General features: G+C 71.7%; 20 protein-coding genes. 8 read left to right on the top strand and 12 right to left on the bottom strand.

Features of this window, described 5'->3' with window-relative positions; genetic code table 11:
* Window positions 1-150: 150 nt before the first annotated feature.
* On the bottom strand, window positions 151-1,212 hold the full coding sequence (locus JS521_RS17985; protein WP_205083984.1) for an ATP-dependent DNA ligase: 1,062 nt from the start codon (window positions 1,210-1,212) through the stop codon (window positions 151-153).
* A gap of 76 nt (window positions 1,213-1,288) precedes the next feature.
* Here JS521_RS17985 and ligD point away from each other — a divergent pair, with 76 nt between their 5' ends.
* Together ligD and JS521_RS17975 are read left to right on the top strand one after the other, a co-directional pair.
* The gene (ligD, locus tag JS521_RS17980; protein ID WP_239487442.1) at window positions 1,289-2,317 is read left to right on the top strand and encodes a non-homologous end-joining DNA ligase; all 1,029 of its coding nucleotides are present in this window, start codon (window positions 1,289-1,291) and stop codon (window positions 2,315-2,317) included.
* Window positions 2,314-3,399 (top strand): ABC-2 transporter permease, encoded by a 1,086-nt coding sequence (locus JS521_RS17975; RefSeq protein ID WP_205083983.1) that lies wholly within the window; start codon window positions 2,314-2,316, stop codon window positions 3,397-3,399. The genes ligD and JS521_RS17975 overlap by 4 nt, the downstream gene beginning before the upstream one ends.
* A 15-nt stretch (window positions 3,400-3,414) precedes the next feature.
* Here the strand turns inward: JS521_RS17975 and JS521_RS17970 are convergent, their stop codons facing one another.
* Both JS521_RS17970 and JS521_RS17965 read right to left on the bottom strand, forming a co-directional pair.
* Window positions 3,415-5,655 (bottom strand): OmpL47-type beta-barrel domain-containing protein, encoded by a 2,241-nt coding sequence (locus JS521_RS17970; protein ID WP_307847907.1) that lies wholly within the window; start codon window positions 5,653-5,655, stop codon window positions 3,415-3,417.
* Window positions 5,652-8,102, bottom strand: coding sequence for a ThuA domain-containing protein (locus JS521_RS17965; RefSeq protein WP_205083989.1), 2,451 nt, complete (start codon window positions 8,100-8,102; stop codon window positions 5,652-5,654). The genes JS521_RS17970 and JS521_RS17965 overlap by 4 nt, the downstream gene beginning before the upstream one ends.
* Before the next feature lie 336 nt (window positions 8,103-8,438).
* Between JS521_RS17965 and JS521_RS17960 the strand changes: the two genes are divergently transcribed.
* Window positions 8,439-9,515 carry a multicopper oxidase domain-containing protein gene (locus JS521_RS17960; protein ID WP_205083981.1) on the top strand — a complete coding sequence of 359 codons (1,077 nt, stop codon included), beginning with the start codon at window positions 8,439-8,441 and terminating at the stop codon, window positions 9,513-9,515.
* A gap of 58 nt (window positions 9,516-9,573) precedes the next feature.
* Here JS521_RS17960 and JS521_RS17955 read toward each other — a convergent pair whose 3' ends face one another.
* Window positions 9,574-11,793 (bottom strand): DEAD/DEAH box helicase, encoded by a 2,220-nt coding sequence (locus tag JS521_RS17955; RefSeq protein ID WP_205083980.1) that lies wholly within the window; start codon window positions 11,791-11,793, stop codon window positions 9,574-9,576.
* A gap of 330 nt (window positions 11,794-12,123) precedes the next feature.
* On the opposite strand from JS521_RS17955, the gene JS521_RS17950 reads away from it, so the two are divergent.
* Complete coding sequence (locus JS521_RS17950; protein WP_205083979.1) at window positions 12,124-12,918, top strand: VOC family protein; 795 nt, start codon at window positions 12,124-12,126, stop codon at window positions 12,916-12,918.
* Window positions 12,919-12,990: 72 nt separating this feature from the next.
* A complete protein-coding gene (locus tag JS521_RS17945) occupies window positions 12,991-13,245 on the top strand; it encodes a WhiB family transcriptional regulator (RefSeq protein ID WP_205083978.1) in 255 nt (84 codons plus the stop codon).
* 87 nt (window positions 13,246-13,332) lie between these two features.
* Here the strand turns inward: JS521_RS17945 and JS521_RS17940 are convergent, their stop codons facing one another.
* Window positions 13,333-14,307: an acyl-ACP desaturase gene (locus JS521_RS17940; protein ID WP_205083977.1), complete on the bottom strand. Its 975-nt coding sequence runs from the start codon at window positions 14,305-14,307 to the stop codon at window positions 13,333-13,335.
* A 176-nt stretch (window positions 14,308-14,483) separates the two neighbouring features.
* Window positions 14,484-16,853 (bottom strand): ATP-binding cassette domain-containing protein, encoded by a 2,370-nt coding sequence (locus JS521_RS17935; RefSeq protein WP_205083976.1) that lies wholly within the window; start codon window positions 16,851-16,853, stop codon window positions 14,484-14,486.
* A gap of 149 nt (window positions 16,854-17,002) precedes the next feature.
* On the opposite strand from JS521_RS17935, the gene JS521_RS17930 reads away from it, so the two are divergent.
* On the top strand, window positions 17,003-17,812 hold the full coding sequence (locus tag JS521_RS17930) for an alpha/beta fold hydrolase (RefSeq protein ID WP_205083975.1): 810 nt from the start codon (window positions 17,003-17,005) through the stop codon (window positions 17,810-17,812).
* Window positions 17,813-17,828: 16 nt separating this feature from the next.
* Complete coding sequence (locus tag JS521_RS17925; protein WP_372448593.1) at window positions 17,829-18,791, top strand: helix-turn-helix domain-containing protein; 963 nt, start codon at window positions 17,829-17,831, stop codon at window positions 18,789-18,791.
* Window positions 18,792-18,844: 53 nt separating this feature from the next.
* On the opposite strand, the gene JS521_RS17920 is transcribed toward JS521_RS17925, so the two are convergent.
* Together JS521_RS17920 and ssgD are read right to left on the bottom strand one after the other, a co-directional pair.
* A complete protein-coding gene (locus JS521_RS17920) occupies window positions 18,845-20,476 on the bottom strand; it encodes an ABC-F family ATP-binding cassette domain-containing protein (RefSeq protein WP_205083974.1) in 1,632 nt (543 codons plus the stop codon).
* 216 nt (window positions 20,477-20,692) lie between these two features.
* Window positions 20,693-21,109 carry a spore wall synthesis regulator SsgD gene (gene ssgD, locus JS521_RS17915; protein WP_205083973.1) on the bottom strand — a complete coding sequence of 139 codons (417 nt, stop codon included), beginning with the start codon at window positions 21,107-21,109 and terminating at the stop codon, window positions 20,693-20,695.
* A gap of 237 nt (window positions 21,110-21,346) precedes the next feature.
* On the opposite strand from ssgD, the gene JS521_RS17910 reads away from it, so the two are divergent.
* Window positions 21,347-22,444, top strand: coding sequence for a WD40/YVTN/BNR-like repeat-containing protein (locus JS521_RS17910; RefSeq protein ID WP_205083987.1), 1,098 nt, complete (start codon window positions 21,347-21,349; stop codon window positions 22,442-22,444).
* Window positions 22,445-22,453: 9 nt separating this feature from the next.
* On the opposite strand, the gene JS521_RS17905 is transcribed toward JS521_RS17910, so the two are convergent.
* From JS521_RS17905 to JS521_RS36710, 4 genes are read right to left on the bottom strand one after another with little or no spacing between them, the layout of a single operon-like run.
* Window positions 22,454-23,320, bottom strand: coding sequence for an alpha/beta fold hydrolase (locus JS521_RS17905; protein WP_205083972.1), 867 nt, complete (start codon window positions 23,318-23,320; stop codon window positions 22,454-22,456).
* Between the two features lie 55 nt (window positions 23,321-23,375).
* Entirely contained in the window at window positions 23,376-23,672 is a 297-nt protein-coding gene (locus tag JS521_RS17900) for a YciI family protein (protein WP_205083971.1), read from the bottom strand.
* Between the two features lie 10 nt (window positions 23,673-23,682).
* A complete protein-coding gene (locus JS521_RS36715; protein WP_239487439.1) occupies window positions 23,683-23,907 on the bottom strand; it encodes a hypothetical protein in 225 nt (74 codons plus the stop codon).
* Window positions 23,868-24,485 (bottom strand): hypothetical protein, encoded by a 618-nt coding sequence (locus tag JS521_RS36710; protein ID WP_239487438.1) that lies wholly within the window; start codon window positions 24,483-24,485, stop codon window positions 23,868-23,870. The genes JS521_RS36715 and JS521_RS36710 overlap by 40 nt, the downstream gene beginning before the upstream one ends.
* Window positions 24,486-25,123 lie beyond the last annotated feature (638 nt).

Below are 25,123 nucleotides of genomic sequence, written 5' to 3'. Positions count from 1 at the left end.
CGCCCCCCCCGACCCACCAACCCCGCCGCGCGGGCCGCCGCGGGGGGGGGGGCGGCGCCCCCCGGGGGGGGGGGGGGCCCCCCCCCCCCACCGGAACGTGCCCCGACGGCCGCCGTCCATGCCCGCGAGCGGGGGCACGGCGGGGCCGGGTCAGCCGCCCGCCAGCACCTCGGACAGGTCGTAGGAGACGACCTCCTCCAACTGTGCGTACGTACACCCGGCGGGAGCCCGGTCCGGCCTCCACCGGCGGAACTGCGTGGTGTGCCGGAACCGGTCGCCCTCCATGTGGTCGTAGGCCACCTCGCACACCCGCTCGGGGCGCAACGGCACCCAGGACTGGTCCTTCCTGCCCGTCCAGCGGTTCTGCGTCCCCGGCAGCCGGGACTGCTCGTGCGCCGCCGCGTCCGCCCAGGCGCCCCACGGATGCTCGGCGAAATCGCAGCGCAGCGGGGCGAGTTCCCCGGCCAGCTCGGCACGCCGCTTCATCGGGAAGGCCGCGCAGACCCCCACGTGCTGGAGCACGCCCCCGGTGTCGTACAGGCCGAGCAGGAGCGAGCCGACGACCGGGCCGCTCTTGTGCTCGCGGTAGCCGGCCACCACGACGTCGGCGGTCCGCTCGTGCTTGATCTTGTACATCACCCGGGTGTCGGGCCGGTACGGCAGATCCAGCGGCTTCGCCACGATCCCGTCGAGCCCGGCCCCCTCGTACCGGTCGAACCACTCCCGGGCGACCTCGATGTCCGTGGTGGACGGGGCGAGGAGCACGGGCGCGGAGGCGCCGGCCAGGGCGGCCGTCAGCACGGCCCGCCGGTCCACCTGCGGGGTGCTCAACAGAGAGGTCTCGTCGACCGCGAGGACGTCGAAGGCGATGAAGCTCGCCGGGGTCCGCTCGGCGAGCATCCGCACCCGGGAGTCCGCCGGATGGATGCGCTCGCTGAGCAGCTCGAACTGGAGACGCCCCTCCTGGGCGATGACGATCTCCCCGTCGATCACACAGCGCGGCGGGAGGTTGTCCCGTACGGCGTCGACCAGGTCCGGGAAGTAGCGGGTCAGGGACTTGCCCGTACGGCTGCCGATCTCGACCTCGTCGCCGTCCCGGTAGACGATCGCCCGGAAGCCGTCCCACTTCGCCTCGTACGCCATGCCCGGCGGGATCCTGGCCACCGACTTGGCGAGCATCGGCTTGATGGGTGGCATCACCGGCAGGTCCATGGCCCGATTCTGGACCGCGCACCCGCCCATGTCTCCCGATGTGCGGCATATGTGCGACCGGCCTACGGTGGCCGTCATGGGAGCAGCGGTGGAGCTGGACGCGGGCGGACGGGCCGTGAGGCTGTCCAACCCGGACAAGGTGTACTTCCCGGAGAAGGGCTACACCAAGAGGGACGTGGCCGAGTACTTCCTGGCCGTCGGCCCCGGGATCACCCGTGCCCTGAACCACCGTCCGACCACCCTCCAGCGCTTCGTGGACGGGGTGGAGGGCGACTTCTTCTACCAGAAGCGCGCCCCGAAGAACCTCCCCGAGTGGATCCCCACCGCCCGCATCGCCTTCCCGAGCGGCCGCCCCGCCGACGAGATCTGCCCCACCGAGCTGGCAGCCGTGATCTGGGCCGCCAACCTCGGCACCCTCACCTTCCACCCCTGGCCGGTCCGCGCCGGGGACACCGACCACCCGGACGAGCTGCGCATCGACCTGGACCCGCAGCCCGGCACCGACTACGCCGACGCGGTCACCGCCGCCCACGAACTGCGTTCCGTCCTGGAGGACCACGGCGTACGCGGCTGGCCCAAGACCTCCGGCGGGCGCGGGATCCACGTGTTCGTGCCGATCGAGCCGGCCTGGACGTTCACCGAGGTGCGGCGCGCCACCATCGCCGCCGGGCGCGAGCTGGAGCGGCGGATGCCCGAGCGGGTGACGACCGCCTGGTGGAAGGAGGAGCGCGGCGAGCGGATCTTCGTCGACTTCAACCAGACCGCCCGCGACCGCACCATCGCCTCCGCCTACTCCGTACGGCCCTTCCCGCATGCCCCGGTCTCCGCACCGCTGCGCTGGGACGAGATCGACGACGCCGAACCCCGCGACTTCGACATCCGGACCCTCCCGGTGCGGTACGCCGAACTCGGCGACGTCCACGCCGACATGGACCAGGAGGCGTTCCGGCTCGACGCGCTGCTGGAGCTGGCCGACCGGGACGAGAAGGAGCGCGGCCTCGGCGACATGCCGTACCCGCCGGAGTACCCGAAGATGCCGGGCGAGCCCAAGCGCGTCCAGCCCAGCCGAGCCCGCCACGATGACGACGACGGTGACCTCGCGTGAGCGGAAGCGGAGAGCAGGGCGGAAGCAGCGAGAGGCACGGCGCGCACGGCCGGCCGCTGACGCTCCGCGAGCGCTGGGTGGCGTACAAGAACAGCCCGTTCCTCCCCGCGACCGTCCTCGTCCTGATCGTCGCCGCCGCGGCCGGTCTCTTCGCCGGCTCCTACACGTACGCGATGGCGAACCCCACCCCGCACCGGATTCCGGCGGCCCTGGTCACCCAGCCGGAGGCGGAGCGCGGCGAGGCGTTCGTCGCGGGGATGGAGAAGGCCCTCGACGCCTCGCTGGAGCTCCACGACTACCCGGACGTCGCGGACGCCCGCCGTGCCCTGGACGAACAGAAGGTCTTCACCATCGTCCGCGCGTCGGACGACGGGGTGGCGCTCGACGTGGCCGGAGCCTCGGGCGCTTCCGTGGCCGAGCTGATCGGCAAGGCGGGGATCGAGGTGGGGGAGGCCACCGGGGTCGAGGTCACCGTCCGGGACATCAAGCCGCTCCAGCAGGGCGACCCGCGCGGGCTCGCCCTGTTCTACATCTCGCTGGCCGCCGTCATCATGGGCTTCCTCGGCGCGATCCAGCTCAGCGTGCACGCCCACGGCCTCAACCCGGCCGAGCGCATCGCCTTCACCGCCGCCTACGCCCTGCTCGGCGGCTTCGCCATCGCGGCGGCCGTGGACTGGTGGCTGGGTGCGGTGAACCTGCCGTTCGTCCAGTCCTGGCTGATCCTGGCGTTCACGATGTTCACCTCCGGCATGGTCTTCACCATGTTCAACACCCTGATGGGCCGCTGGGCGATGATCCCGACCTGGGGCGTCATGGTGCTGCTGGGCAACCCGTCCTCCGGCGGGGCGGTCTCCTGGCCGCTGCTGCCCTCGGTGCTCGGACACATCGGCCGCTGGCTGCCGCCGGGGGCCTCCGTCAACGCCCAGCACACCGCCGTCTACTACCAGGGCCACCAGTTCGTCTTCCCGTACCTGGTGCTCGCCGCCTGGGCGCTGGTCTCCTGCACGGTCTTCTGGGTGTGGCGGCACCGACACCCAGGAGGCCGCGCCCGCACGCCTGAGCATGCGGCTACGGCCTCCTGAGATCCTCGGTGCGGGTTACAGCTCCTTGATACGGATGTCGCGGTACGAGATGACGTCGGTGACGCCGTGGACCTGGAGCCCGATGTAACCGGAGGCGAACCGCCGGCCGTCGGTGCCCGGGTCGTCGCCCCGCGGCGGCTCGAAGAGCTGACCGCCGGTGTTGTCGAACTCGTTGATCAGGACACCGTTGCGGTAGATCTCGTAGTGCTGGCCGACCACCTTGATCTCGTAGTCGTTCCAGGTGCCCTTGGGCGTGACCCCGGCGCCGCCGAGACCCACCCGGTCGAAGCCGTACACCGAACCGGTCTTGTACATGTCGCCGTCCGGCCGGTCGTTGACCTGGATCTCATGGCCGTACTTGATGGCGACCCACTCCGGACGGGATTCCTCCGGGTGGTCGTGGACCTTCGGGAAGCGGACGAAGACCCCGCCGTTGGCGTTGCCCGAGCCCGGGGCGTCGTCCCGCCACTGGAGCTTGAGCGAGTAGTCGCCGTAGGCCCGGTTCGGCAGCCACAGCATGCCCATCCCCTCCACCTCGGTGGAGCTGGTGATGGAGCCCTCCTCCTCGTTCAGCTCGAACTTGCCGCCGCCGACCTGCTCCCACTTGGCGAGCGAGGCCGCTGTGCCGTCGAAGAGCTTGGTGTAGCCCTCGGACTGGCCCGGCTTGCCGATGCCCGACGCCTTGGCGGCCTGGTTGATCGCCTTGCGCTCGCGCTGGTCGATCACGCCGTCGGTCTTGAGCTTGTCGAGGACCGCCGTCACGTGCTTGAGGAACAGGGCGTGGGAGGACCAGTCCTTCTCGTCCTCGATCAGCTCGTTGATCGTGCAGCGGTTACGGGTGATCCGGTTCGGGACGCCCGTGTCGACCGTGCCGACGAAGACGGTGTGCCGCTCGTCGAACTCCGCGCAGTTCGGCGCGGGAACGCCGCCGCCCTGGGCGATGGTGAACGACACCTTCTTCGCCTCGGAGGTGTTGCCCGCCTTGTCGGTCGCCCGGTGGGCGATGGAGTGGTGGCCGACCCGGTCGACGATCACCGGGGCGGTGTACGCGAGGTACGGTCCGCCGTCGAGGCTGTACTCCACCTTCTCCACGCCCGAGTCGTCGTCGGTCGCGGTGACGGTGGCCTTGGCGCTGGTGATGAACGCGCCGTCGCTGTTCTTGTCGCCCTCGACCTTCACCGAGGTCTCCGGAGCCGTCTGGTCCTGCGACGGCGGCTCCACCACGGTGAAGTCGACGGTCTTCTCGTCGGCGACGTTGCCCGACCGGTCGGTGGCCCGGTAGCGGACGGAGTGCTCGCCCACCTCGTGGACCATCACCGGGGCGGTGTAGGGCAGCCACTCGCCGTCCGCACCGAGCGCGTACTCGATGGTGTTGACGCCGGACCCGGTGTCGGACGCGGTCACCGTGACCGTGGCCATGCCCAGGTACGCGCCCGCGTCGTCCTTCTCGCCCGTGACGGTCGCCGAGGTCTCCGGCGGCGTCTCGTCGTCGGTCGGCGGGGCGGCCACCGCGAAGTCGACGGATTTCTCCTCGGCCGCGTTGCCTGCCTTGTCGGTGGCCCGGTAGCGGACCGTGTGGTCGCCGACCTCGTTCACCACGACGGGCGCGGTGTAGGGCTGCCACTCGCCGTCCGTGCCGAGCGCGTACTCCACGGTGTCGACGCCGGAGCCCGCGTCGGTGGCCTCGACGGTCACCGACGCCTGGCCGATGTACGCGCTGTCGCCGTTCTGGTCGCCGTCGACCTTCGCCGAGGTCGCCGGGGCCTCGGTGTCATCGCCGCCGCCGCCCTCGGTGACGGTGAGCACGCCCTTCATCTGCCCGTGGCCCGGGATCGTGCAGGAGTAGAGGTACGTCCCCGGTGTGAGGGTGACCTCGACGCTGTGCTTGCCGCCCTCCGAGTCACTCGGGTTGGCCAGGATGTTCAGCTGGACGTCCTGGTTGTGCTCCGGGTCCGACGTGCTGAACGTCAGCGTGTGCGGCATGCTCGTCGTGTTGCCGGTGGCCGTGCTGTTCTCGAAGACGATGGTCGCCTTGCCGGCCACCGCCGTCTCGGGCGCGGTCAGGTAGTGGTCGATCGGGTCGCCCGCGGTCCAGGTGAGCACCTGGTCGGCGGCCTTGGCCCCGGGGGCGTCGTCGCCCTTGCCGTACGCGGCCGTCGAGGTCAGCCCGAGGACCATCAGCAGGGAGGCCAGCAGGGCCACCCAGAAACTCCGCGGACGATGCCGCCTGCGTGCGAGGTAGGGATGGTGTCTCACTTCGCCGCCGCCTTCCCGACGAGATCCGTGGCGGCCGGCGTCGCGCCGCCGCCCTTGTACGACACGCGCCACAGCGCCGACTTGGCGTCCGAGGTGAAGAAGCCGCGCCCGTAGTCCAGGACGTACAGCGAACCGTCCGGCGCGAACTTCCAGTCCATCAGATTGCGGATACCGTCCGCCCCGACCGGGATGATCTTCTGCAACGACTCGGCGTGCGTGGGCAGTCCGCCCTTGCCGACCGTCTTCGGGTCGGTGATCACGGCGTGCCGGGGCTGCGTGTCGTCGTAGAAGTCGCCGACGAACCACTTGCCGTCCCAGTAGGCCGGCCACTTGGCGGCGGACTCGCTCTGCGCGTCGTAGCGGTAGACCGGGCCGTTCATCGTGGCCTGGCCGCCGCCCTTGAGCCAGGGAAGCAGCTGCTTGCCCTCCTCCGGCTTGTAGCTCGGTACGCCGTTCTCGTCGCGCGGGTAGTCGACCCCGCCGCCCTGCGGGGAGTACCAGATGGTGTTCGGGGTCACCGGCGGGATTTTGACCAGGCCGTCGTTGTTCGGCGACTCGTTCTTCGGGGCGTTGCAGTCGTACCAGCCCAGCGGCTTCGTCGGGTCCGGCAGATTACGGTCCCGGTAGGGCTGGTTGTTGCCCATGCAGTACGGCCAGCCGTGGTTGCCCGCCTTGGTGATCGCGGCGAACGTGTCGTACTTCGCCGGGCCCCAGGTGGTGGACGGCGAGCCCGCGTCGGGGCCGACCCAGCCCGCGTACAGCGTGTCCGTCGACGGGTCGATCGAGATGCGGGCCGGGTTGCGCACGCCCATCACGTAGATCTCGCCGCGCGTCTTGCCGCCGCCCTCGTCCGGCTCCTTGCCGGTGAAGAGGTTGCCGGACGGCAGCGTGTACGTGCCGTCGTCCTCCGGGTGGATCCGCAGGATCTTCCCGTTCAGGTTGTTCGTGTTGCCCGCGGTGCGCCGCGCGTCGGCGAAGGAGACGCCCTTGTAGTTCGGCTGCGGGTTGTTGCCGGAGTAACCGTCGCTGAAACCGGAGGAGTTGTTGTCACCGGTCGCGATGTACAGGTTGTCCTGCGAGTCCCACGCCATGCCGCCGCCCGCATGGCAGCAGCTGTTGATCTGCACCGGCCAGCCGAGCAGCACCTTCTCCGAGGCGAGGTCCAGCTTGTCCGTCGCGGAGTCGAAGGTGAAGCGCGATACCTGACGGGTCGCCATGCGCTTGTCGCGGTCGATCTTCGCGTGCGGGGTGTAGTGCAGGTAGACCCAGCCGTTGGAAGCGAAGTCGGGGTCCAGCTCGATGCCGAGCAACCCCTCCTCGTTCTTGACCAGTTCGTCGCCGCCGCCCTTGTTGCCGAAGACGTCCAGCGCACCGGCCAGGGTGACCTTCTTGGTCTCCGGGTCGTAGACGTGGACCTCGCCCTTGCCCTTGCCGATGTTCGGGTCGGCCCAGTCGGTGACGACCGGCTGGGAGCTGTCGGCCCCGCCGCGCCCGATGTAGAAGACCCTTCCGTCCGCCGCGGTCACCATGCCGTGCGGCTCGCCGATCTGGTCGTTCTGGCCCGGCTGGTTGGGCTGGGTGACCCGCTCGGCGGTGTAGTTCGAGGTGATCGTCGCCTTGCAGTCGGCCTGCGAGGTCCGGTTCGTCCAGGACAGCGCCCCGCGCAGATGGTCCCGGAAGTCGGTCTCCGCGAAGCTGTCGGCCGTACCGCCCATCGCCGTGTAGAACGACCGGCCGCCGTCGTAGTCGCGGCACCAGGAGACCGGGTGGTCCCAGCCGTTGGCGCTCTCGCCCGGCTTGTACGTCAACTCCCGTACGCGCGCCACGGTGTGGACGTCGCCCGACGGGTTCTTCGTCCAGTTCAGCCACTTGTCGGGCCGCTTCCACTCCAGAGGCAGGCTCTTGGTGGCCGGGTGGACCCGGTCGCCGATCTCCACGGTCGCCCGCTGCACGGACGCCGGGCTGTTCGCCGCCGGACGGGCCCCGACCAGACCGGTGAACCAGTCGGAGTACGGCTCGGTGCGCGCCGCGTCATGGACGCCGAGGAAGCCGCCGCCGGCCTCCATGTACGCCTCCAGGCCCGCTTCCTGCTCCGGGTCGAGGACGTCGCCCCCGCCGGTCAGGAAGACGACGGCGTGGAAGGAGCCGAGCCGCTTGCCGTTGGTGAAGACCTTCGGGTCGGCGGTGGCCACGGTGGTGAACCGCTGGCCCTCCGGACCCGTCTGCCCGATCTTCTCGATCGCCGCGATACCGGCGTCGGTGTACGAGGCCTCGTCGCCGGCCGACGCGTGGAAGACCAGCACCTTGACCTGGTTCTTCGCGCCCGGGGGAGAGGGAAGCGACAACGTTGTCGCCATCTTCTCCACCAGGGCCCGGTCCGGCGACTGGTCCGCGCTGGCCGGGCCGCCGCCGCCCAGCATGGACACGGTCAGTGCGCCGGCCGCCACGGCCGCCGCGAGGCCGCGTCGTGATCTGGACCGGTGATGTGATGCGCGCTGCATGTGGTCACCCACCCCTCTGTGGTCACTGCACCTCTCGGTGACTGTGGCTTGCTCACTCTGCGTCAGAACGCTTCGGTAACTCCTGTTTCACTGCGACAGCGCACGAAGCTAGACCTCTTTTCGCGGTCCGCCAATAGCTACGGCAGCAATCGCACGAACTTTGTCCTGAGTGTGGATAAACGGAGATGCCCCGGCTACGGTGTGGCCCGTTCCGGGGATCCCGCGAGCACCGTTCCGTATCGGCGGCTTCGCCAGTTTCCTTTTCGCAGTGGGGAGTTCGACATGGACCGAAGGACCTTCAGCCGGCGGATGCTGGTCGGCGGCGCAGCGGCGGCCGCGACGGGGGTGACATCGTTGTCGCTCGGGGCGGTCGAGGCGAGCTCGGCCGAGAACCCGCCGCGTACGGCCCCGGCCGGCGGTGTCACGCGCCGACTGAAGATGTACGCCGAGAAGCTGCCCAACGGCGAGCTGGGCTACGGCTTCGAGAAGGGCAAGGCCTCGATCCCCGGCCCCCTCATCGAGCTGAACGAGGGCGACACGGTCCACATCGAGTTCGAGAACCTCACCGACGTCGACGCCAGCCTCCATGTCCACGGCGTCGACTACGACATCGCCAACGACGGCACCCGGATGAACAAGAGTCACGTCGAACCCGGCGGCACCCGCACGTACACCTGGCGCACCCACGCCCCGGGCCGCCGCAAGGACGGCACCTACGAGCCGGGCAGTGCGGGCTACTGGCACTACCACGACCACGTCGTCGGCACGGACCACGGCACCGGCGGCATCCGCAAGGGGCTCTACGGGCCGGTCGTCGTGCGCCGCAAGGGCGACATCCTGCCCGACCAGACGTGCACGGTCGTCTTCAACGACATGATGATCAACAACAAGACGGCCCACAACAGCGTCAACTTCGAGGCCACGGTGGGTGACCGGCTCGAATTCGTGATGATCACGCACGGCGAGTTCTACCACACCTTCCACATCCACGGTCACCGCTGGGCGGACAACCGCACCGGCATCCTCACCGGCCCCGACGACCCGAGCCGGGTGATCGACAACAAGATCTGCGGGCCCGCGGACTCCTTCGGCCTCCAGATCATCGCGGGCGAACGCGTGGGCGCGGGCGCGTGGATGTACCACTGCCACGTCCAGAGCCACTCCGACATGGGGATGGCCGGACTGCTGCTGATCAAGAAGGCCGACGGCACGATCCCCGGGTACGAACCCCACGACCACACGGCCGGAGCCACGGAGAAGAAGGCGGGCGAGAAGGCTTCCGAGAAGGCCGAGAAGAAGGCCGCGCAGGAGGCCGCCGCGCAGGACGCCGGGGCGGGCGCGGGGGAGCACCAGCACTGACCCCGTCCGTCGCGGGGCCCGCGGAGGGGGCGGGCCCGGCCACGGAGTGCCGGTGCCGTCAGACAGGCCCCAGCCGCTGCTGCTCCTCCTCGACGATGCGCCGGGCCAGCTCGGCGTCGGAGACGTCCACCGCGTCCGGGGTCGTCTCCGCGAGGTCGCTGCGCCGGGCGTACGCGTCGAAGAGCCGGTCCTTGCGGGCCAGCAGCTCCACCAACCGCTGGTCGACGCTGTCCGTGGCCAGCAGCCGGTGTACCTGCACCGTGCGCACCTGCCCCATCCGGTGCGCTCGGGCCACGGCCTGGTGCTCCAGCGTGGGCTTGACCTGCGGCTCGCAGAGGATGATGACGGAGGCGGCCTGCATGTTCAGGCCCGTGCCGCCCGCCTGGATCTGGCTCAGCAGCACCGCGTGCCCCTCCACCGCGGAGAAGGCGTCGACCAGCTCCTGCCGCCGGGCCGGCGGGACGCTCCCGGAGAGCGGCCCGAAGACGTCCGGGCCCAGGGCCTCGCCGACCGCCGCGAGCACCTCGCGGAAGTAGGAGAAGACCACCACCTTCAGCCCGTTGTCCCGTGCCTCGCCGACCAGTTCGCGCAGCCGCTCCAGCTTGGCGGAGGTCCCGGGCACGGCGTAGGCGGCCCGGCGCATCCGCATGAACCGCCCGGAGGCGACCGCCTCGCGGTACGCCTCCCGGTCCTCGGCCCCGAACTCCTCCCACTCGTCCACCTGGACCAGCGCCGGGAGTTCGGCCAGCACGTCCACCTGGTTGCGGCGCAGATAGGCGGGGGCGACGGCCCGCCGGAAGGCCCGCGAACCGGCCGCGCCGTGCGTGGAGCTGACCGACGGGGCGAGTTCGGGGCGCAGTTGGCGCACCAGGCTGCGGAACTCCTCCACCCGGTTCTCCATCGGGGTGCCGGTCAGGAACAGCACCCGCTCCACCTGCTCCGCCCACTCCGCGACCGCCCGGGACCTGCGGGCCTCGGGGTTCTTCACGAAGTGCGCCTCGTCCACCACCAGCATCCCGGGCCGCACCGCGGCCGCCGCCCCCTCGGGCAGCAGATGCAGCGCGTCGAAGGTGGTCACCGCCACCCCGCCCGCCTCACGCCAGTCCGCGAAGGCCTCCACGCGCTCCGCCCCGTGCACCGGGACGGCGCGCAGGGTGGAGCGGGCCCGGATCTCCCGGGTCCAGTTGATCAGGACGCTCGCCGGGCACACCACGAGGAAGTGTCTCTCGCCGTGGGCGGCGAGATGGGCGAGGGCGGCGATGGCCTGGACGGTCTTGCCGAGGCCCATCTCGTCCCCGATGATCACCCGCTTCTGCGCCAGGGCGAAGCGCGCCCCGAACGCCTGGTAGCCGCGCAGGGACACCCGTAGACGCGTGTCGTCGAGCCGTAGCGCCCGCACCCGGTCCGCGATCCCGGCGGGCAGGAACCCCTCGGCGGCATCCCGGTCGGGACCGCTGCCGGACAGCTCGGCGAGCAGGCTGTAGAACTCGGCGGACCGCAGCTCGAAGTCGACCCAGGCCTCGGCGGGTGACGCCGGGGAGCGCAGCAGGTCGGCCGACGCCTGCGCGAAGAGCACCGGCAGCTCCCGCTCCACGGCGTCCGCCACCGCTGCCCGCACCGTGTCGAGCGCCTCCCGCGCCCGGGCCCGCGTGTCCCGCCGGGCGAACAGCAGCCTTAGCCGGCTCCCGGCCGGCGTGGCCGCCGCCACCGGTGGACCGAGCAGTTCGGCCAGCCGCCGGGCCGCGTCCACCGCCCGCCGCGCGTCCGGCCCCGCCGCGACAAGCCGGTGGAGGGCGATCACCAGCGCGGTGGACGTGTCGTCCGGGGCGTCCACGTCGATCCGCACGGAGACGGTGTCCCGCACGGCGTGGGCGATCTGCCCGGCGGCGGCCAGCGCCTGGTCGGCGGTGTGCGCGCCGACCCCGGGGATCTGCCGCAGCGCGTAGCGGTCCGTTCCGTGGACCTGCCCGACCGTGCCGAACCCGGCCTGCTCCAGCGCCCCGAGCCGCAGCCGTCCCTCCGTGACGTCCTTGAGCCGGGAGACGGGGATGCGGGCCAACTCCCGGCCCACCAGGGAGTCGAGGAGCGGATCGAGCACGGAACGTACGGCGGCCACGGCGTTCGCCCGGTCCGCCGGCACGGCACGGGCGCTCTCCAGGAGCCGCTCCGCCCGGGCTAGCAGCTCACGGGCCGCACCGCCGGTGGGCACCGGGCTCCCGGTGTCCCCGCGCGCGGGTGTTCCGCCGGCCGTGCCGCCCGCCGCCCCGCTCCACTTCATGTACGTGTACGTCCTTCTCTTCCCGAGGGGAGTCTCACCCGCCCGGGGCCCCGCTCTCCCGGCCTCCCCGCCATCGTGCCACGCCCCACCGACACCCCCGGGCCCCTCGCGCCGACCGCCGCGCGACGCGCCGGTCCAACGCTTCGCCCCGGCGGGCACGCGCTGCCTACCCTGGCCGTACGGCGGACGCGATCACCGACCGGTGGACCGCGCCTCGGTCGGCCCCGCACGGACTGCGGCTGTCAGTGCCCGGTGCAAGACTCGAAACGGACGGAACCACCCGACAGCACCCGACGAGCAGGACCACCCGGATCGACTGAGGAGCACGCCATGATCAGCCCCACCTTCCTCGACGGAGCGCCCAACTGGGTCGATCTCGGCACGCCCGATCTCGACGGGGCCACCGCCTTCTACCGGGAGCTGTTCGGCTGGGACCTGATCCCCGGCGGCCCCGAGGTGGGGGGTTACGGGATGCTCACCCTGGACGGCCGGTACGTCGGCGGGGTGATGACGGTGTCCGAGGAGGAAGCGCCGAGCGCCTGGTCGGTCTCCTTCCAGTCGCCCGACGTCGCCGCCACGGCCCGGGCGGTCACCGAGGCGGGCGGCAGCGCCGCGTTCGAGCCGATGGACGTCCTCGACTTCGGCCGCATGGGCGGCTTCACCGACCCGGCCGGCGCGTACTTCGGGGTGTGGCAGCCGAAGGAGCACCCCGGCTTCGGTGTGATCCAGGAGCCGAACGCGTTCCTCTGGGCCGAGCTCTACACCCCCGACGTCCCGGCGGCGGCCGCGTTCTTCACCGGCGTCTTCGGCTGGGGGACCGACGAGATGAAGGTGGAGGGCTCCGACTACACCTACACGACGGTCCACCCGGCCGGCGCGGGACCGGACGCGTCCTTCGGTGGCCTGGTCCGGATGGGCGACGTCCCGTCCGAGGCCGCCCGCGGCCCCCACTGGCTGCCGTACTTCGCGGTCGCCGACGTCGACGCCGCGGTGGCCGGGGCGAAGCGGCTCGGCGGCACGGAGATCCTGGCTGCCATGGAGGTGCCCGGCGTCGGCAAGATGGCCAACGTCGCCGATCCCTACGGGGCGGTCTTCGCGGTCATGAAGCCCGACCCGAGGCAGTAGCGACGGGGCGGCGACCGCCGGATTGATGGATCGTTGATCGGTTGTTTATCGCCACCGGGCAGCGTGTGCTCCATGCTGATCAACACCGTGACCGACGACGCACTCGCCTGGCAGGAGACCGCGTTGTGCGCGCAGGCCGGGCCCGAGTTCTTCTTCCCGGCCCCGGGCAGTTCGACCCGCGAGGCCAAGCAGCTCTGCAACGCCTGCGAAGGACGGCTGGCCTGCCTGGAGTACGCACTTGCCAACGACGAGCGGTTCGGCGTCTGGGGCGGGCTCTCGGAGAAGGAGCGCGAGCGGCTGCGCAGAGAAGCCCGCGACCGGGGCTGACCGCCCCAGGCCGCACCGGGGTGCCCAGCCAAGCACCGTGAAACCTGGGGTGTCCGGGGCGGGCCGGGGCGAGCAGGGAAGGAAGGATCAGGCGCGGTCGCGCGCCGCCATCCGGGCCTTGCGGGCGGCGAGCTTCTCGTCGAACTTCGACGCCTCGCTGTCAAGCCCGCCCATGTACAGACCGAGCTCCTCCTGCGCCTTCGCACCCTCCGGGCCGAGCCCGTCGATGTCCATGACCTTCAGGAAGCGCAGCACCGGCTGGATCACGTCGTCGTGGTGGATGCGCATGTTGTAGATCTCGCCGATCGCCATCTGCGCGGCGGCCCGCTCGAAGCCGGGCATGCCGTGTCCGGGCATCCGGAAGTTGACGACGACGTCGCGCACGGCCTGCATGGTCAGGTCCGGGGCCAGCTCGAAGGCGGCGCCCAGGAGGTTGCGGTAGAAGACCATGTGGAGGTTCTCGTCGGTCGCGATCCGGGCCAGCATCCGGTCGCAGACCGGGTCGCCGGACTGGTGGCCGGTGTTGCGGTGCGAGACGCGGGTGGCCAGCTCCTGGAAGGCGACGTACGCGACGGAGTGCAGCATCGAGTGCCGGTTGTCCGACTCGAAGCCCTCCGCCATGTGCGCCATGCGGAACTGCTCCAGCTTGTCCGGGTCGACGGCGCGCGAGGTGAGCAGGTAGTCGCGCATCACGATGCCGTGGCGGCCCTCCTCGGCGGTCCAGCGGTGCACCCAGGTGCCCCACGCGCCGTCGCGGCCGAAGAGGGAGGCGATCTCGTGGTGGTAACTGGGGAGGTTGTCCTCGGTGAGGAGGTTCACCACGAGAGCGATCTTGCCGATGTCGGTGACCTTGGACTGGTCCGCCGTCCACGCCTCGCCGTCCTCGAAGATGCCGGGGAAGTTCCGGCCGTCGGAGAAGGGGACGTACTCGTGCGGCATCCAGTCCTTGGCCACCTTGAGATGGCGGTTGAGTTCCTTCTCCACCACCTCTTCCAGCGCATACAGCAGTTGGGCGTCGGTCCACGCCTTCGAACTGCCGAGGTGGGGAGAGGTGATCGTCACGGGGAGCTCCTGGGGACGGGAGAATTACCTACGGCTTCGTAGGTTACGTGACCGTAGGTTAAGGCGACGTTAAGGCCAAAGCCAAGCCCGTCCCCGGCAGGGACGGGCTACGCAGCGTCATAGGCTCAGGTGAGCAGGTGTGTGAGAGCTGCCTGGGGGCCTTCCGCGGGCCCTTCTCACCGCCCCGGAATCGCTGGTTCCGCCTCCGGAATCGCTGATTCCACTCCCGGGACCGGTGATTCCACCCCCGGATCCCGGCGCAGGTACTCGCCCGTGACGGACGTCGGGTGCGCGACCAGATCGGCCGGCGTCCCCTCGAACACCAGCTGCCCGCCGCCCTTGCCGCCGTCCGGGCCGAGGTCGATCACCCAGTCCGCCCGCTTGACCACCTCCAGGTTGTGCTCCACGCAGATCACGGTGTTCCCGGCGTCGACCAGCCGGTCCAGCAGATCCACCAGCGGCCCCGTGTCCGCCAGGTGCAGCCCGGTCGTCGGCTCGTCCAGCACGTACACGCTGGAGGTGCGGTGCAGCTGGGTGGCGAGCTTGATCCGCTGACGTTCACCGCCCGACAGTGTGGAGAGCGGCTGCCCCAGGGTGAGGTAGGTGAGGCCGACCGCGTCGAGGGTCCGCAGCTTCCGCAGCAGCGCCGGATCCTCGAACAGCTCGGCCGCCCGCGCCGCCGTCATCGCCAGGACGTCGACGATCGACCGGCCGCCGACCCGGTGCTTCAGCACGTCGTCGTGGAACCGCCGGCCCTCGCACTCCGGGCAGGTCGTGGTGACCGGATCCATGAACGCCAGGTCCGTCGTGATCTCGCCGCGCCCCGAGCACCCCTTGCAGGCCCCGACGGAGTTGAAGCTGAACAGCCCCGCGTCCACGCCGTTCTCCCGGGCGAACACCTTGCGGATGGCGTCCAGCGCCCCGATGTACGAGGCGGGGGTGGAACGCGACGAGGCGTTGATCGCGCTCTGGTCGATCACCACCGCCTCCGGGTACGCCGCCGTGAACACCCGCGACACCAGGGTCGACTTACCGGATCCCGCCACCCCCGTCACCGCGGTCAGCACCCCGGCCGGGAACGACACGTCCAGGCCCTTGAGGTTGTGCAGATCCGCTCCGCGCACCGGCAGTTGACCGGTGGGGGAGCGGACCGCCCCCTTCACCGGGGTGCGGCGGCGCAGCGACCGGCCGGTGAGCGTATCGGCCTCGCGCAGCCGATCGAACGGCCCCTCGAAGACGACGTGGCCACCGTCGAAACCGGCCCGCGGTCCCATGTCGACGACATGGTCGGCGACGGCCATCACGTCCGGGTCGTGCTCGACGACCAGCACCGTGTTGCCCTTGTCGCGCAGCCGCACCAGCAGATCGCCCAGCCGGCCCACGTCGCGCGGATGGAGGCCGACGCTGGGCTCGTCGAAGACGAACGTCAGCCCCGTGAGCGAACTGCCCAGGTGCCGCACCATCTTGAGGCGCTGGCCCTCGCCCCCCGACAGGGTCGTGGTCTCCCGGTCCAGGCTCAGATAGCCGAGCCCGATGCCGACGAGGCGCTCCAGCCGCTCCCGGGCGGCGGCGGCGATGGGCCCGCCCACCGGATCGTCGATCCGCTCCAGTACGCCGACGAGTTCGGCGACCTCCATCCGCGCGTAGTCGGCGGGCGTGAGCCCGTCGATCCGGGTGGCGAGCGCCGCCGCGTTGAGCCGCGCCCCGTCGCAGGACCCGCAGACCCGCTCCACGGTGAACCGGTCGGACGCCTCGCGCCGCTTCTCGGACAGCGAGGTGGTGTCGCGCTTGAGGTACAGGCGCTCGAAGCGGGTCACGACCCCCTCGAACTTCATGTCCGCCGAGCCGCTCCGCATGTCGATGCTGACGGAGAACCCGGAGCCGTACAGCAGGAGCCGGCGCTCCTCCTCGCCGAACTCGGCCAGCGGCAGGTCGTTGTCGAACCGCCCCGACTTCCCGTACAGGTTCCACTCCCAACTGCCCACGGACAGACCGGGCAGCAGCAGTGCCCCCTCGTTCAGCGACTTCGACCAGTCGAGCGCCCGGTCGAGATCCAGGTGGACCGTGCGCCCCACTCCGTCGCACTCCGGGCACATCCCGGCGGGGTCGTTGAACGAGTACGCGTTCGCCCCGCCCGAGCTGGGGGCCCCGCACCGGGAGAACAGCACCCGGATCACCGACCAGATGTCGGTCGCCGTGCCCACCGTGGAGCGGACGTTTCCGCCCAGCGGCTTCTGGTCGATCACGATGGCCACCGACAGGTCCTCGACGGACTCCATGTGCGGCCGCTCGTACTTCGGCAGCCGGTTGCGCAGGAACGAGGTGAAGGTCTCGTTCAGCTGCCGCTGCGACTCCACGGCGATCGTGTCGAAGACGACCGACGACTTGCCGGAACCGGAGACCCCGGTGAAGACGGTGATCCGGCCCTTCGGGATCCGGAGGGAGACATCGCGCAGATTGTTCTCGCGCGCGCCGGTGATGACGATGTCGCGGTGAGCGGAGCCGGGAGAGTCCGGTGCCGCGTCGCGCTCGGGGAAGCGATTCATGGGCGCGACGCTAGGCGGAATACCAGACAGCTTCTGTCGCCTTTTTGCGAGCGATCCACATGCGCGGTGACGAGATGCGTGGTGCCCACGTGCCCCGTGACGACATTTGTACAAGACCGAAGGCCGTCGGCCCCGCCATTCTCGCGTACATGCGTATCCACGACAGCACGTACGTGCAGGGAATGCACATGGTCCACGACGGCCCGCGCGAGGCGCCGCCGCTCCTCCTCATCCACGGATCGGGCGCCTCGGGCAGCTCCTGGGGCCCGGTGGTGCCGGCCCTGGCCGCCCGGCACCACGTCGTCCGGGTCGACCTCCCGGGCCACGGCCACTCACCGCCCGCGGACTCGTACGAGGTGCCCGAGCAGGCGGCCCGCCTGGCCGTGGCGCTCGACGAACTCGGCCTGGGCCCGGTCACGGTGGCCGGTCACTCCAGCGGCGGATACATCGCCACCGCCCTCGCCGAACACCGCCCGGACCTGGTGGAATCCCTCGCACTGATCAGCAGCGGTCCCGGCCCCGACGCGCTCCTGCCGCAGCCCGCCCTCCTCCGGGCCCTCATCGCCCCGCCGCTCGGTCCGCTGCTGTGGCGAGTACGTTCCGACGCGATGCTCCGCCGGGGGGTGACCGCGGTGTGCAACCGCCCGGTGGACGTCCCGGACGACCTCGTCGCCGAGGTACGGGGCATCGGCTACCGCACCTTCCGGACGGTGCTGAGCCGGAACACCGCGTACATCGCCGGGCGGAGCGTCCCCGAGCGCCTGAGCGTGCTCGACGTCCCCGTACTGGTGATCTTCGGCGCAGCCGATCCCCGGTGGAACCCGTCCTCGGCGCACCTCTACGGGACGGTGGCGAAGGCGCGGGTCGAGATGCTGCCCGACGTCGGACACTTCCCGCCGCTCGAAGCGCCGCAGGAGACCGCCGAGTTGCTGCTGAGCTTCACGGTGACGGGACGCTGACCCGTAGTCTGGTGGAGTGAAGCCGACCGAGCCGCTCCCCGACTGGTCGTCGGTGGAGGTCGCCGTGCCCCGGCAGCCGAGCCGGCTCCCGGGGGTCGCCATGGCCGGGTTCCGTCAACTCGCCGCGCTCCAGGTGGACATCGCCATGGTCGCGCATCCCTCGGTCACCCTCTTCGTGGACCTGAGCGAGGGGGACGGCCTGGTCCGCGACGCCCATGGCCGGCGCGAACACGGCAGTACGGTCGTGGGGCTGGCATCGGGCGCCCTGCGGTTCGGCGGCAGTGCGGGCGGGAAGGTCGAGTGCCTGCAGATCCGGTTGTCGCCGGTCCTGGCGGCCGCGGTGCTCGGCGCCTCGACCGACCTCGGCGGAACGGTCGTCCCGCTGGAGGACGTCTGGGGCCGCGACTCCGGGCGGATCGAGGAGATGCTGCGGGCGGCCCCGTCGTGGGAGGAGCGGTTCACCATCGCGGCGGACACCCTCGCCCGGCGGCTGGACGCCCGGCCGTCGCCCGATCCGGAGGTGGCTGCCGCCTGGCGGCTGATGGTCAGCAGCAAGGGGCGGACGGGCGTCGACAGCCTGGCCGACACGGTGGGGTGGAGCCGCAAACGCCTGTGGTCCCGCTTCCGGTCCCAGATCGGCCTCGCCCCCAAGCATGCCGCCCGGCTGGTCCGCTTCGACCACGCCGCCCACCTCCTCGCGGCGGGCACCGCGGCCGCCCGGGTGGCGGCCGCGAGCGGGTACGCCGATCAGGCCCATCTCCACCGCGAGGTCAGGGCCTTCACCGGAGCGACCCCCTCCGTCGTGGCCGCCGCGCCGTGGCTCGCCATCGACGGCCTCGCGTGGCCGTCGATGGCCCCGGCCCCGACCCTGCCGACGCCTCCGGTCCGCCGGGTTCCGGGCCTGATCCGAACGAGAGGCCCGGGGCACACCCCGATCCCCGATGAGAGACACGGCCGGACGGGCTCCCCCTCCGCGTGAGCTCCGGACGGCCGGCCCACCGCGCCTCTCTCAGCGGCCTTCCCCGGGCCCTCTCAGCGGCCCTCGCGCACCGCCTCCGCCGTCGTGTCCCGCAGTTCGCCGTCCAGCCGGAGCCACCGGGTGATCCCGATCGAGTCCAGGAACGGCACGTCGTGGCTCGCCACGATCAACGCCCCCTGGTACGCCTCCAGGGCCTCGGTCAGCCGCCGTACGCTCGCCAGATCGAGGCTGTTCGTCGGCTCGTCGAGCAGCAGCAGCCGGGGCGGCGGGTCGGCCAGCAGCAGCATCGCCAGCGTCGCCCGGAACCTCTCCCCGCCCGACAGGGTTCCCGCCGGGCGGTCCGCCGCGGCCCCCTTGAACAGGAAGCGGGCCAGCCGCGCCCGGACCGCGTTGTCCGTACGGTCGGGGGCCGACCGCGCCACGTTCCGCGCCACCGACGACGCGTCGTCCAGCACGTCCAGCCGCTGCGGCAGATACCCCGTCGCAACCAGAGGGCTCGCCTCGCCGGAGAGGGGTGAGAGCTCACCGGCGATCGTCCGGAGCAGCGCCGTCTTGCCCGCCCCGTTGCGCCCTGTCAGCGCGATCCGCTCCGGGCCCCGCACCATCAACTCACCGCGCAGCGGCGGCCCGTAAGGCGGCACCGGGTCGCGCAGCAGCAGCACCTCGCTGCCCGGGTGGACCCGGGTTTCCGGCAGCTCGACGCGGATCTCCTCGTCCTCCCGCACCGCCGACTCCGCCTCGTCCAGGCGTTCCCTGGCCGCGGCCAGCCGCTCGGTGTGCAGGATGCGGTACTTGCCGGCCGACACCTGGGCCTCGCGCTTGCGCTGCCCCATGATGACCTTGGGCTCCCGCTTGGTGTCCCACTTCTTCTGCCCGTACCGCGTGCGCCGGGCCAACGTCACGTGCGCGGAGGACAGTTCACGCTTCTGCCGCTGTACGTCCGACTCGGCGGCCCGCACCATGCGCTGCGCCGCCTCCTGCTCGACGGCGAGCGCCTCCTCGTACGCCGACAGGTTCCCGCCGTACCAGGTGACCGCACCCTCGCGCAGATCCGCGATCCGGTCCACCCGCTCCAGCAGCTCCCGGTCGTGGCTGACGACGAGCAGTGCCCCCGTCCAGGCGTCCACCGCGTCGTACAGCCGCCGACGGGCGTACGCGTCCAGGTTGTTCGTCGGCTCGTCCAGCAGCAGCACCCCGGGCCGGTCCAGCAGCAGGGCGGCCAGCCGCAGCAGGACGCACTCGCCGCCGGACATCTCGCCGATGGTGCGGTCGAGCCCGATGCGCCCGAGGCCGAGCCCGTCCAGGGCGGCCAGGGACCTCTCCTCGATGTCCCAGTCGTCGCCGATCACCGTGAAGTGCTCGGCGCGGACGTCGCCCGACTCGACCGCTTCGAGCGCCGCGCGCCGGTCCGCGATCCCCAGCACCTCGTCGACCCGCAGCGCGGTGTCCAGGACCAGGGTCTGGGGCAGATGGCCGATCTCGCCACGGGTGGTGATCACCCCGGACCGCGGGGCGAGTTCACCGGCGATCAGCCGCAACAGGGTGGATTTTCCGCAGCCGTTGAGGCCGATGAGACCGGTGCGGCCGGGGCCCACGGTCAGATCGAAGTCGGTGAAGACCTCGCTGCCGTCGGGCCAGGAGAAGGAGAGGGAGGTACAGCTGATATGGGTGTCGGTGGCAGACATGCGAAAACTCCCGTTGTACGTCGGGAACGACGAGGACGGCCGGCGGAATCCGAGATCGCACACGGGCGCTCCGGGCCACGACAGGGCGCGGCGGGCGCTGCACGGTGTGCACAGGACCTCAGATCAGCAACGTCCTACTCCGATCGACGACAACAGGGGCACACACGAAGGTAGGGCCGGGGCGCGGGCCCGGCAACCGGATTTACGGCCGAGGGGTCAGCGGGAACCGCCGAGCAGGTCCGTCAGGCCCCGGTCCAGGTCCAGATACCGGTGCTCGTCTCCCACCGGGACCAGCTCCTGCGCCCGCTGGAGGAAGCGCCGCAGCTCCTCGGTGCGCACATGGACCATGGCGATGCCCTCGGGGGCGTGGAACTCCAGCACGGTCCGCTCGTACCCGAACGGTCGTACGCGTACGTCGCCCTGGCCTGCGGGGGAGTCCACCCCGGTGGTCAGCAGCTCGCGGGAGAACTCCCAGGAGACCTCGGTGCCTTCCAGGGTCGCCGGGGCCGGGAACGCCATGCGTACGGCGAAGGGGTACTGGCGGTCGTAACTCAAGGTGGCGGGCAGGGTCTCCATCCGCGGTGCGGACGCGACCATGCGAGCCTGCACGGACTGCTCGATAACGCTGGACAAGACCTGCTCCCTCTCGCGGCTGGGTGAACGGTTCCCGGCACTGGAGTAGACGACGGAACTCCTCGTTTCGTGCACCGGCGCGCGGCGTGAGCTGCGTCACCGGCCGCGGCCGACCCCTTCCTGATCTCCGCGTACCCCCGCTCTCCTGCCCGTTCGGCGGCGACGCACCCTGGACGGGTCCGGGCCCGTGGGCTAGCTTCCAGCGCCATGAAGGCCATGGGGAAGACGAGACGGCTGATGGCACTGGCGACCGGAGGGGCGGCCCTGGCGGCCGCACTGGTCGCACCGGGCGCGCACGCGGCGGAGGGCGCGCAGGGCACGGAGGCGAAGACGGCCTCCCAGGAGGCCGCCGTCCGCGGGCTCCTGCCCGGCTGGAAGCTCACCGACACCGGCACCGAATCCCGCTTCCGGGGTCTCGCGGCGGTCAGCCGCACCACCGCCTGGGTCGCCGGGTCCAAGGGCACGGTCCTGCGCACCTCGGACGGCGGCCGCACCTGGCGGGACGTGTCACCTCCGGGCGCCGCCGAACTGGAACTGCGGGACATCGAGGCGTTCGACGGCCGCCGGGCCGTCGCCCTGGCCATCGGCGAGGGAGAGGCCTCCCGGGTCCTGCGTACGGAGGACGGCGGAGCGACCTGGACCGAGTCCTTCCGCAACACCGATCCGCGCGCCTTCTTCAACTGCCTGACGTTCTTCGACAGTCGGCACGGCCTCGCGGCCGGCGACCCGGTCGACGGGAAGTTCCGGGTCCTGTCCACGGCGGACGGCGGCCGCTCCTGGCGGGTCCTGCCCGACGCGGGGATGCCCGCCGCCCTGCCCGGCGAGGCAGGGTTCGCGGCGAGCGGCCAGTGCCTGGTCAGCTCCGGCGTCAAGGACGTCTGGCTGACCACCGGGGGAGCCGAGACCGCCCGGGTCCTGCACTCCCGGGACCGGGGCCTGACCTGGACGGCGAGCGCCTCGACCCTCCCGGCCGGCGACCCGGCCCGGGGCGTCTTCGCGGTCGCCTTCCGGGACCGGGCCCACGGCGTCGCCGTAGGCGGCGACTACCGCGCCGACCAGGCATCCCCCGAGGCGGCCGCCGTCACCGGCGACGGCGGCCGGAGCTGGCGGCAGTCCGCCACCCCGCCGCCCGCCTACCGCTCCGGCGTCGCCTGGCTCCCGTACAGCCGCACCGCCGCCCTGGCAGTCGGCCCGACCGGCACCGACCTCACCCTGGACGGCGGGCGCACCTGGCGGACGGTCGACACCGGCTCGTACGACACCGTCGACTGCACGCCCGACCTGGGCTGCTGGGCGGCGGGCGAGAAGGGACGGGTGGCCCGCCTGGGGTTCTAGAGCGCGGCCCTACGAGGCGTCCAGCACCTCTCGCAGCCGTGCCGCGAACTCGTCGGGCTTCCCGGGATAGCCGAACTCCCCGTCGAGAAAGCCGCCGTGATGGCTCGGGAAGACGGTCGCCCGCTGCCCGAGCAGTTCGGCGGCCGCATCGGACGTCCGCCCGGTCTGCACCGCCCGGGACTCCTCGCCCACGGCGATCACCACGCGGGTGGGTGCGGCGGCGATGGCATCGACGTCCGGCCGGTGATCGCTAACCGCCCAGGACCGGTCGGACAGCAGCGGGTCGTCGCGGGAACCGTCGTCCTCGGTGGGCATCCCGAGCGCGGCGGGGTCGGGTGCGGGCTGGGCGAAGTAGGCGTCGGTGAACTCGCCCTCCCATGAGGTCATGGCCACGAACGCGGCCATCCCGGCGCCCCACCCCCGCTTCTCGTACGCGTCCCGGACCCCGGCCCGGGCCCGGACGGCCGCCGGGCCGTCCGGGGTGAGGGTGATGAGCTGCGGCTCCTGCGCGACGAGGGTGGTCACATCGCCGGGGTGACGGGCCACGAGGGCGAGGGCGGTGACCGCCCCGCCGCTGCTGGCGAACATCTCGACCGGCCCGGCCCCGAGCTTCGTGATGACGGCGTGCACATCGTCGGCCAGGGTCTCGGGCGTGTAGTCGACCCGCGCGTCCGCACGGGTGGAGCGGCCGAGCCCCCGGGGGTCGTAGGTGACGACGGTCCGGTCCTGGAAGCGGCCCGCCAACGCGACGAAACCGCTCGCGTCCATGGGGTGGCCGATCAGGAACAACGGCGGGCGGCCGTCAGCGGTGGGCAGCGGTCCGCGGACGTCGTACACGAGGTCGGCGCCGGCTGTGGTCAGTGTGTAGGTCTCCATACCCGTACAGACCGGCCCCGCCACGCAAAATCATCGGTGGCGGGGCGCCCTTCCGTTACGGCAACCGCTGCTGGTACGGGGCGAGTCCGGGCGCGGTCTTGGTCGCGATGAACTCGGTGATCCGGTACGTGCACACGCCGTGCGCGGCGAAGGGATCGGCCGCCGCGATCTTCTCGATCGCCGCCCGGTCCTCCCCGACGGCCAGGATCACGCCGCCGTCCCGGGGGTTCTTGCGGCCCGAGGCGATGAAGACGCCTGTCGCGTACTGCTCGTCGAGCCAGGTGATGTGCTCCGCCATCAGCGCGTCGACGCGCTCGACCGGGGCCGTGTAGGTCAATTCGAGTACGAACATGATCGTCAGGCTACGGGATCCCGGCCGCCGCGAGGATGGCCTCCATGGCTGTGAGCGGAAGGGCGGGCCCCTCCGCCGCCGCCCCTATGGTCTCCGGCTCGTCGAGCAGTTCGAGCAGCCGGCCCACCGGCAGCCGGGCGTCCCCGGCCATGACGCAGCGGACACCGGCCGACGGGTCATGGCTCAGCCGCTCGATCAGCTCCGCGGGGGCCTCCGGATCCCGCGCGACCAGCAACCGTGCCCCCGGATCCTCGCTCTCCGCGAACCGTGCCAGCCCGGAGCGCGGGAAGCCGCCGGGTGGTTCTCGCAGAGCAGCATCCGCACCACGAAGTCCTCGTCGGCGGCGAGCCGGTCCACCAGATCGCCGGGCAGATGCGGGCTGTACGCGGCGAAGCGCCGCATTCCCGGGTGCGCGGACTCGGCGCAGACCCGCATGAGCACGGGATCGGTGAGCGACTGCATCACCCACGCCGGGGGGAAGATGCGGTCCTCCGGGCCGACGTGCCAGTCGATCGCCGCCCGCCGTTCCTCGGTCAACTCCGCCCGCAGGGACACCGCGAGCCGGACCGCCGGGGATTCGTCCGAGGCGAGGGCGGTGACCAGCCGGTCGGGAAGCCCTCGGTTGGCGGTGAGCCCCGCGCGTACGTTCTCGTCGCCGGTGGCGTACAGCCGGTCCGCGAGTTCACCGGTGAGCACCGCGCCTGCGACGGTCCGGCCTCGCCCCCGGCCGGAATCCGCGGCGGCGACCTGTTCCAGGATCTCGGCGGGGGAACCGAGGACGACGTCCGCGACATGGGCGGCCGCCCGCCGCACCGCCGGGTCGGGTCGTCGAGGAGTGGCCGCACCGCCTCGATCGGGGCACGCCGCCAGTGGTACAGGGCGGACTCCCGCACCTTCGCCTCCGGATCCGCGAGCAGCAGCGCCCACACCTCGTCCGGAACCGGGACGAACATGCCGAGCCAAGCCCGTACCTGCCGGTCCTCGTCCCGGGCGAGAGCGGCGCACACCTCGTCCGGCAGGGGATCGGCCTTGCGCCAGCGGCCGTGCACCTCAGGGCCCGCCGCCACCCGGCTGCGTACCCATGGATCCGGGTCCGCGGCGAGCCGGGCCCGCTGCGCACCGGAGGCGCCCCGGCCCACCGCCAGACAGCTACGGACCTCCCGGTCGGGGTGGGACACGGCGACATCGCACAGCGACTCCGGGACCTCGTCCCGCTCGAACACGGAACGGCGCACCGGCCCCTCGGCGCCGGTCAGGATCCGCAGGAGCATCGATTCCGGGGCGGCCGGATTGCGCGCCAGACCGTCGAGGCGTTCGAGGTCCGCTCTCTTCATCGCGTCAGTATGAAGATCGCGCCCGCCGACCGGTACCCCCCCACCCCACCTGCGGCCTCGCAGTCCCACCGGTCGAGGGGACAGCCCGCCTCACCGCATAAGCTTCCCGGTATGACG

It is taken from the genome of Streptomyces durocortorensis, assembly GCF_016901035.1.
Taxonomy (GTDB): Bacteria; Actinomycetota; Actinomycetes; order Streptomycetales; family Streptomycetaceae; genus Streptomyces; species Streptomyces durocortorensis.
The sequence above is the reverse complement of the archived record's forward strand: the minus strand, read 5'-3'. Positions and strand labels throughout refer to the sequence as shown.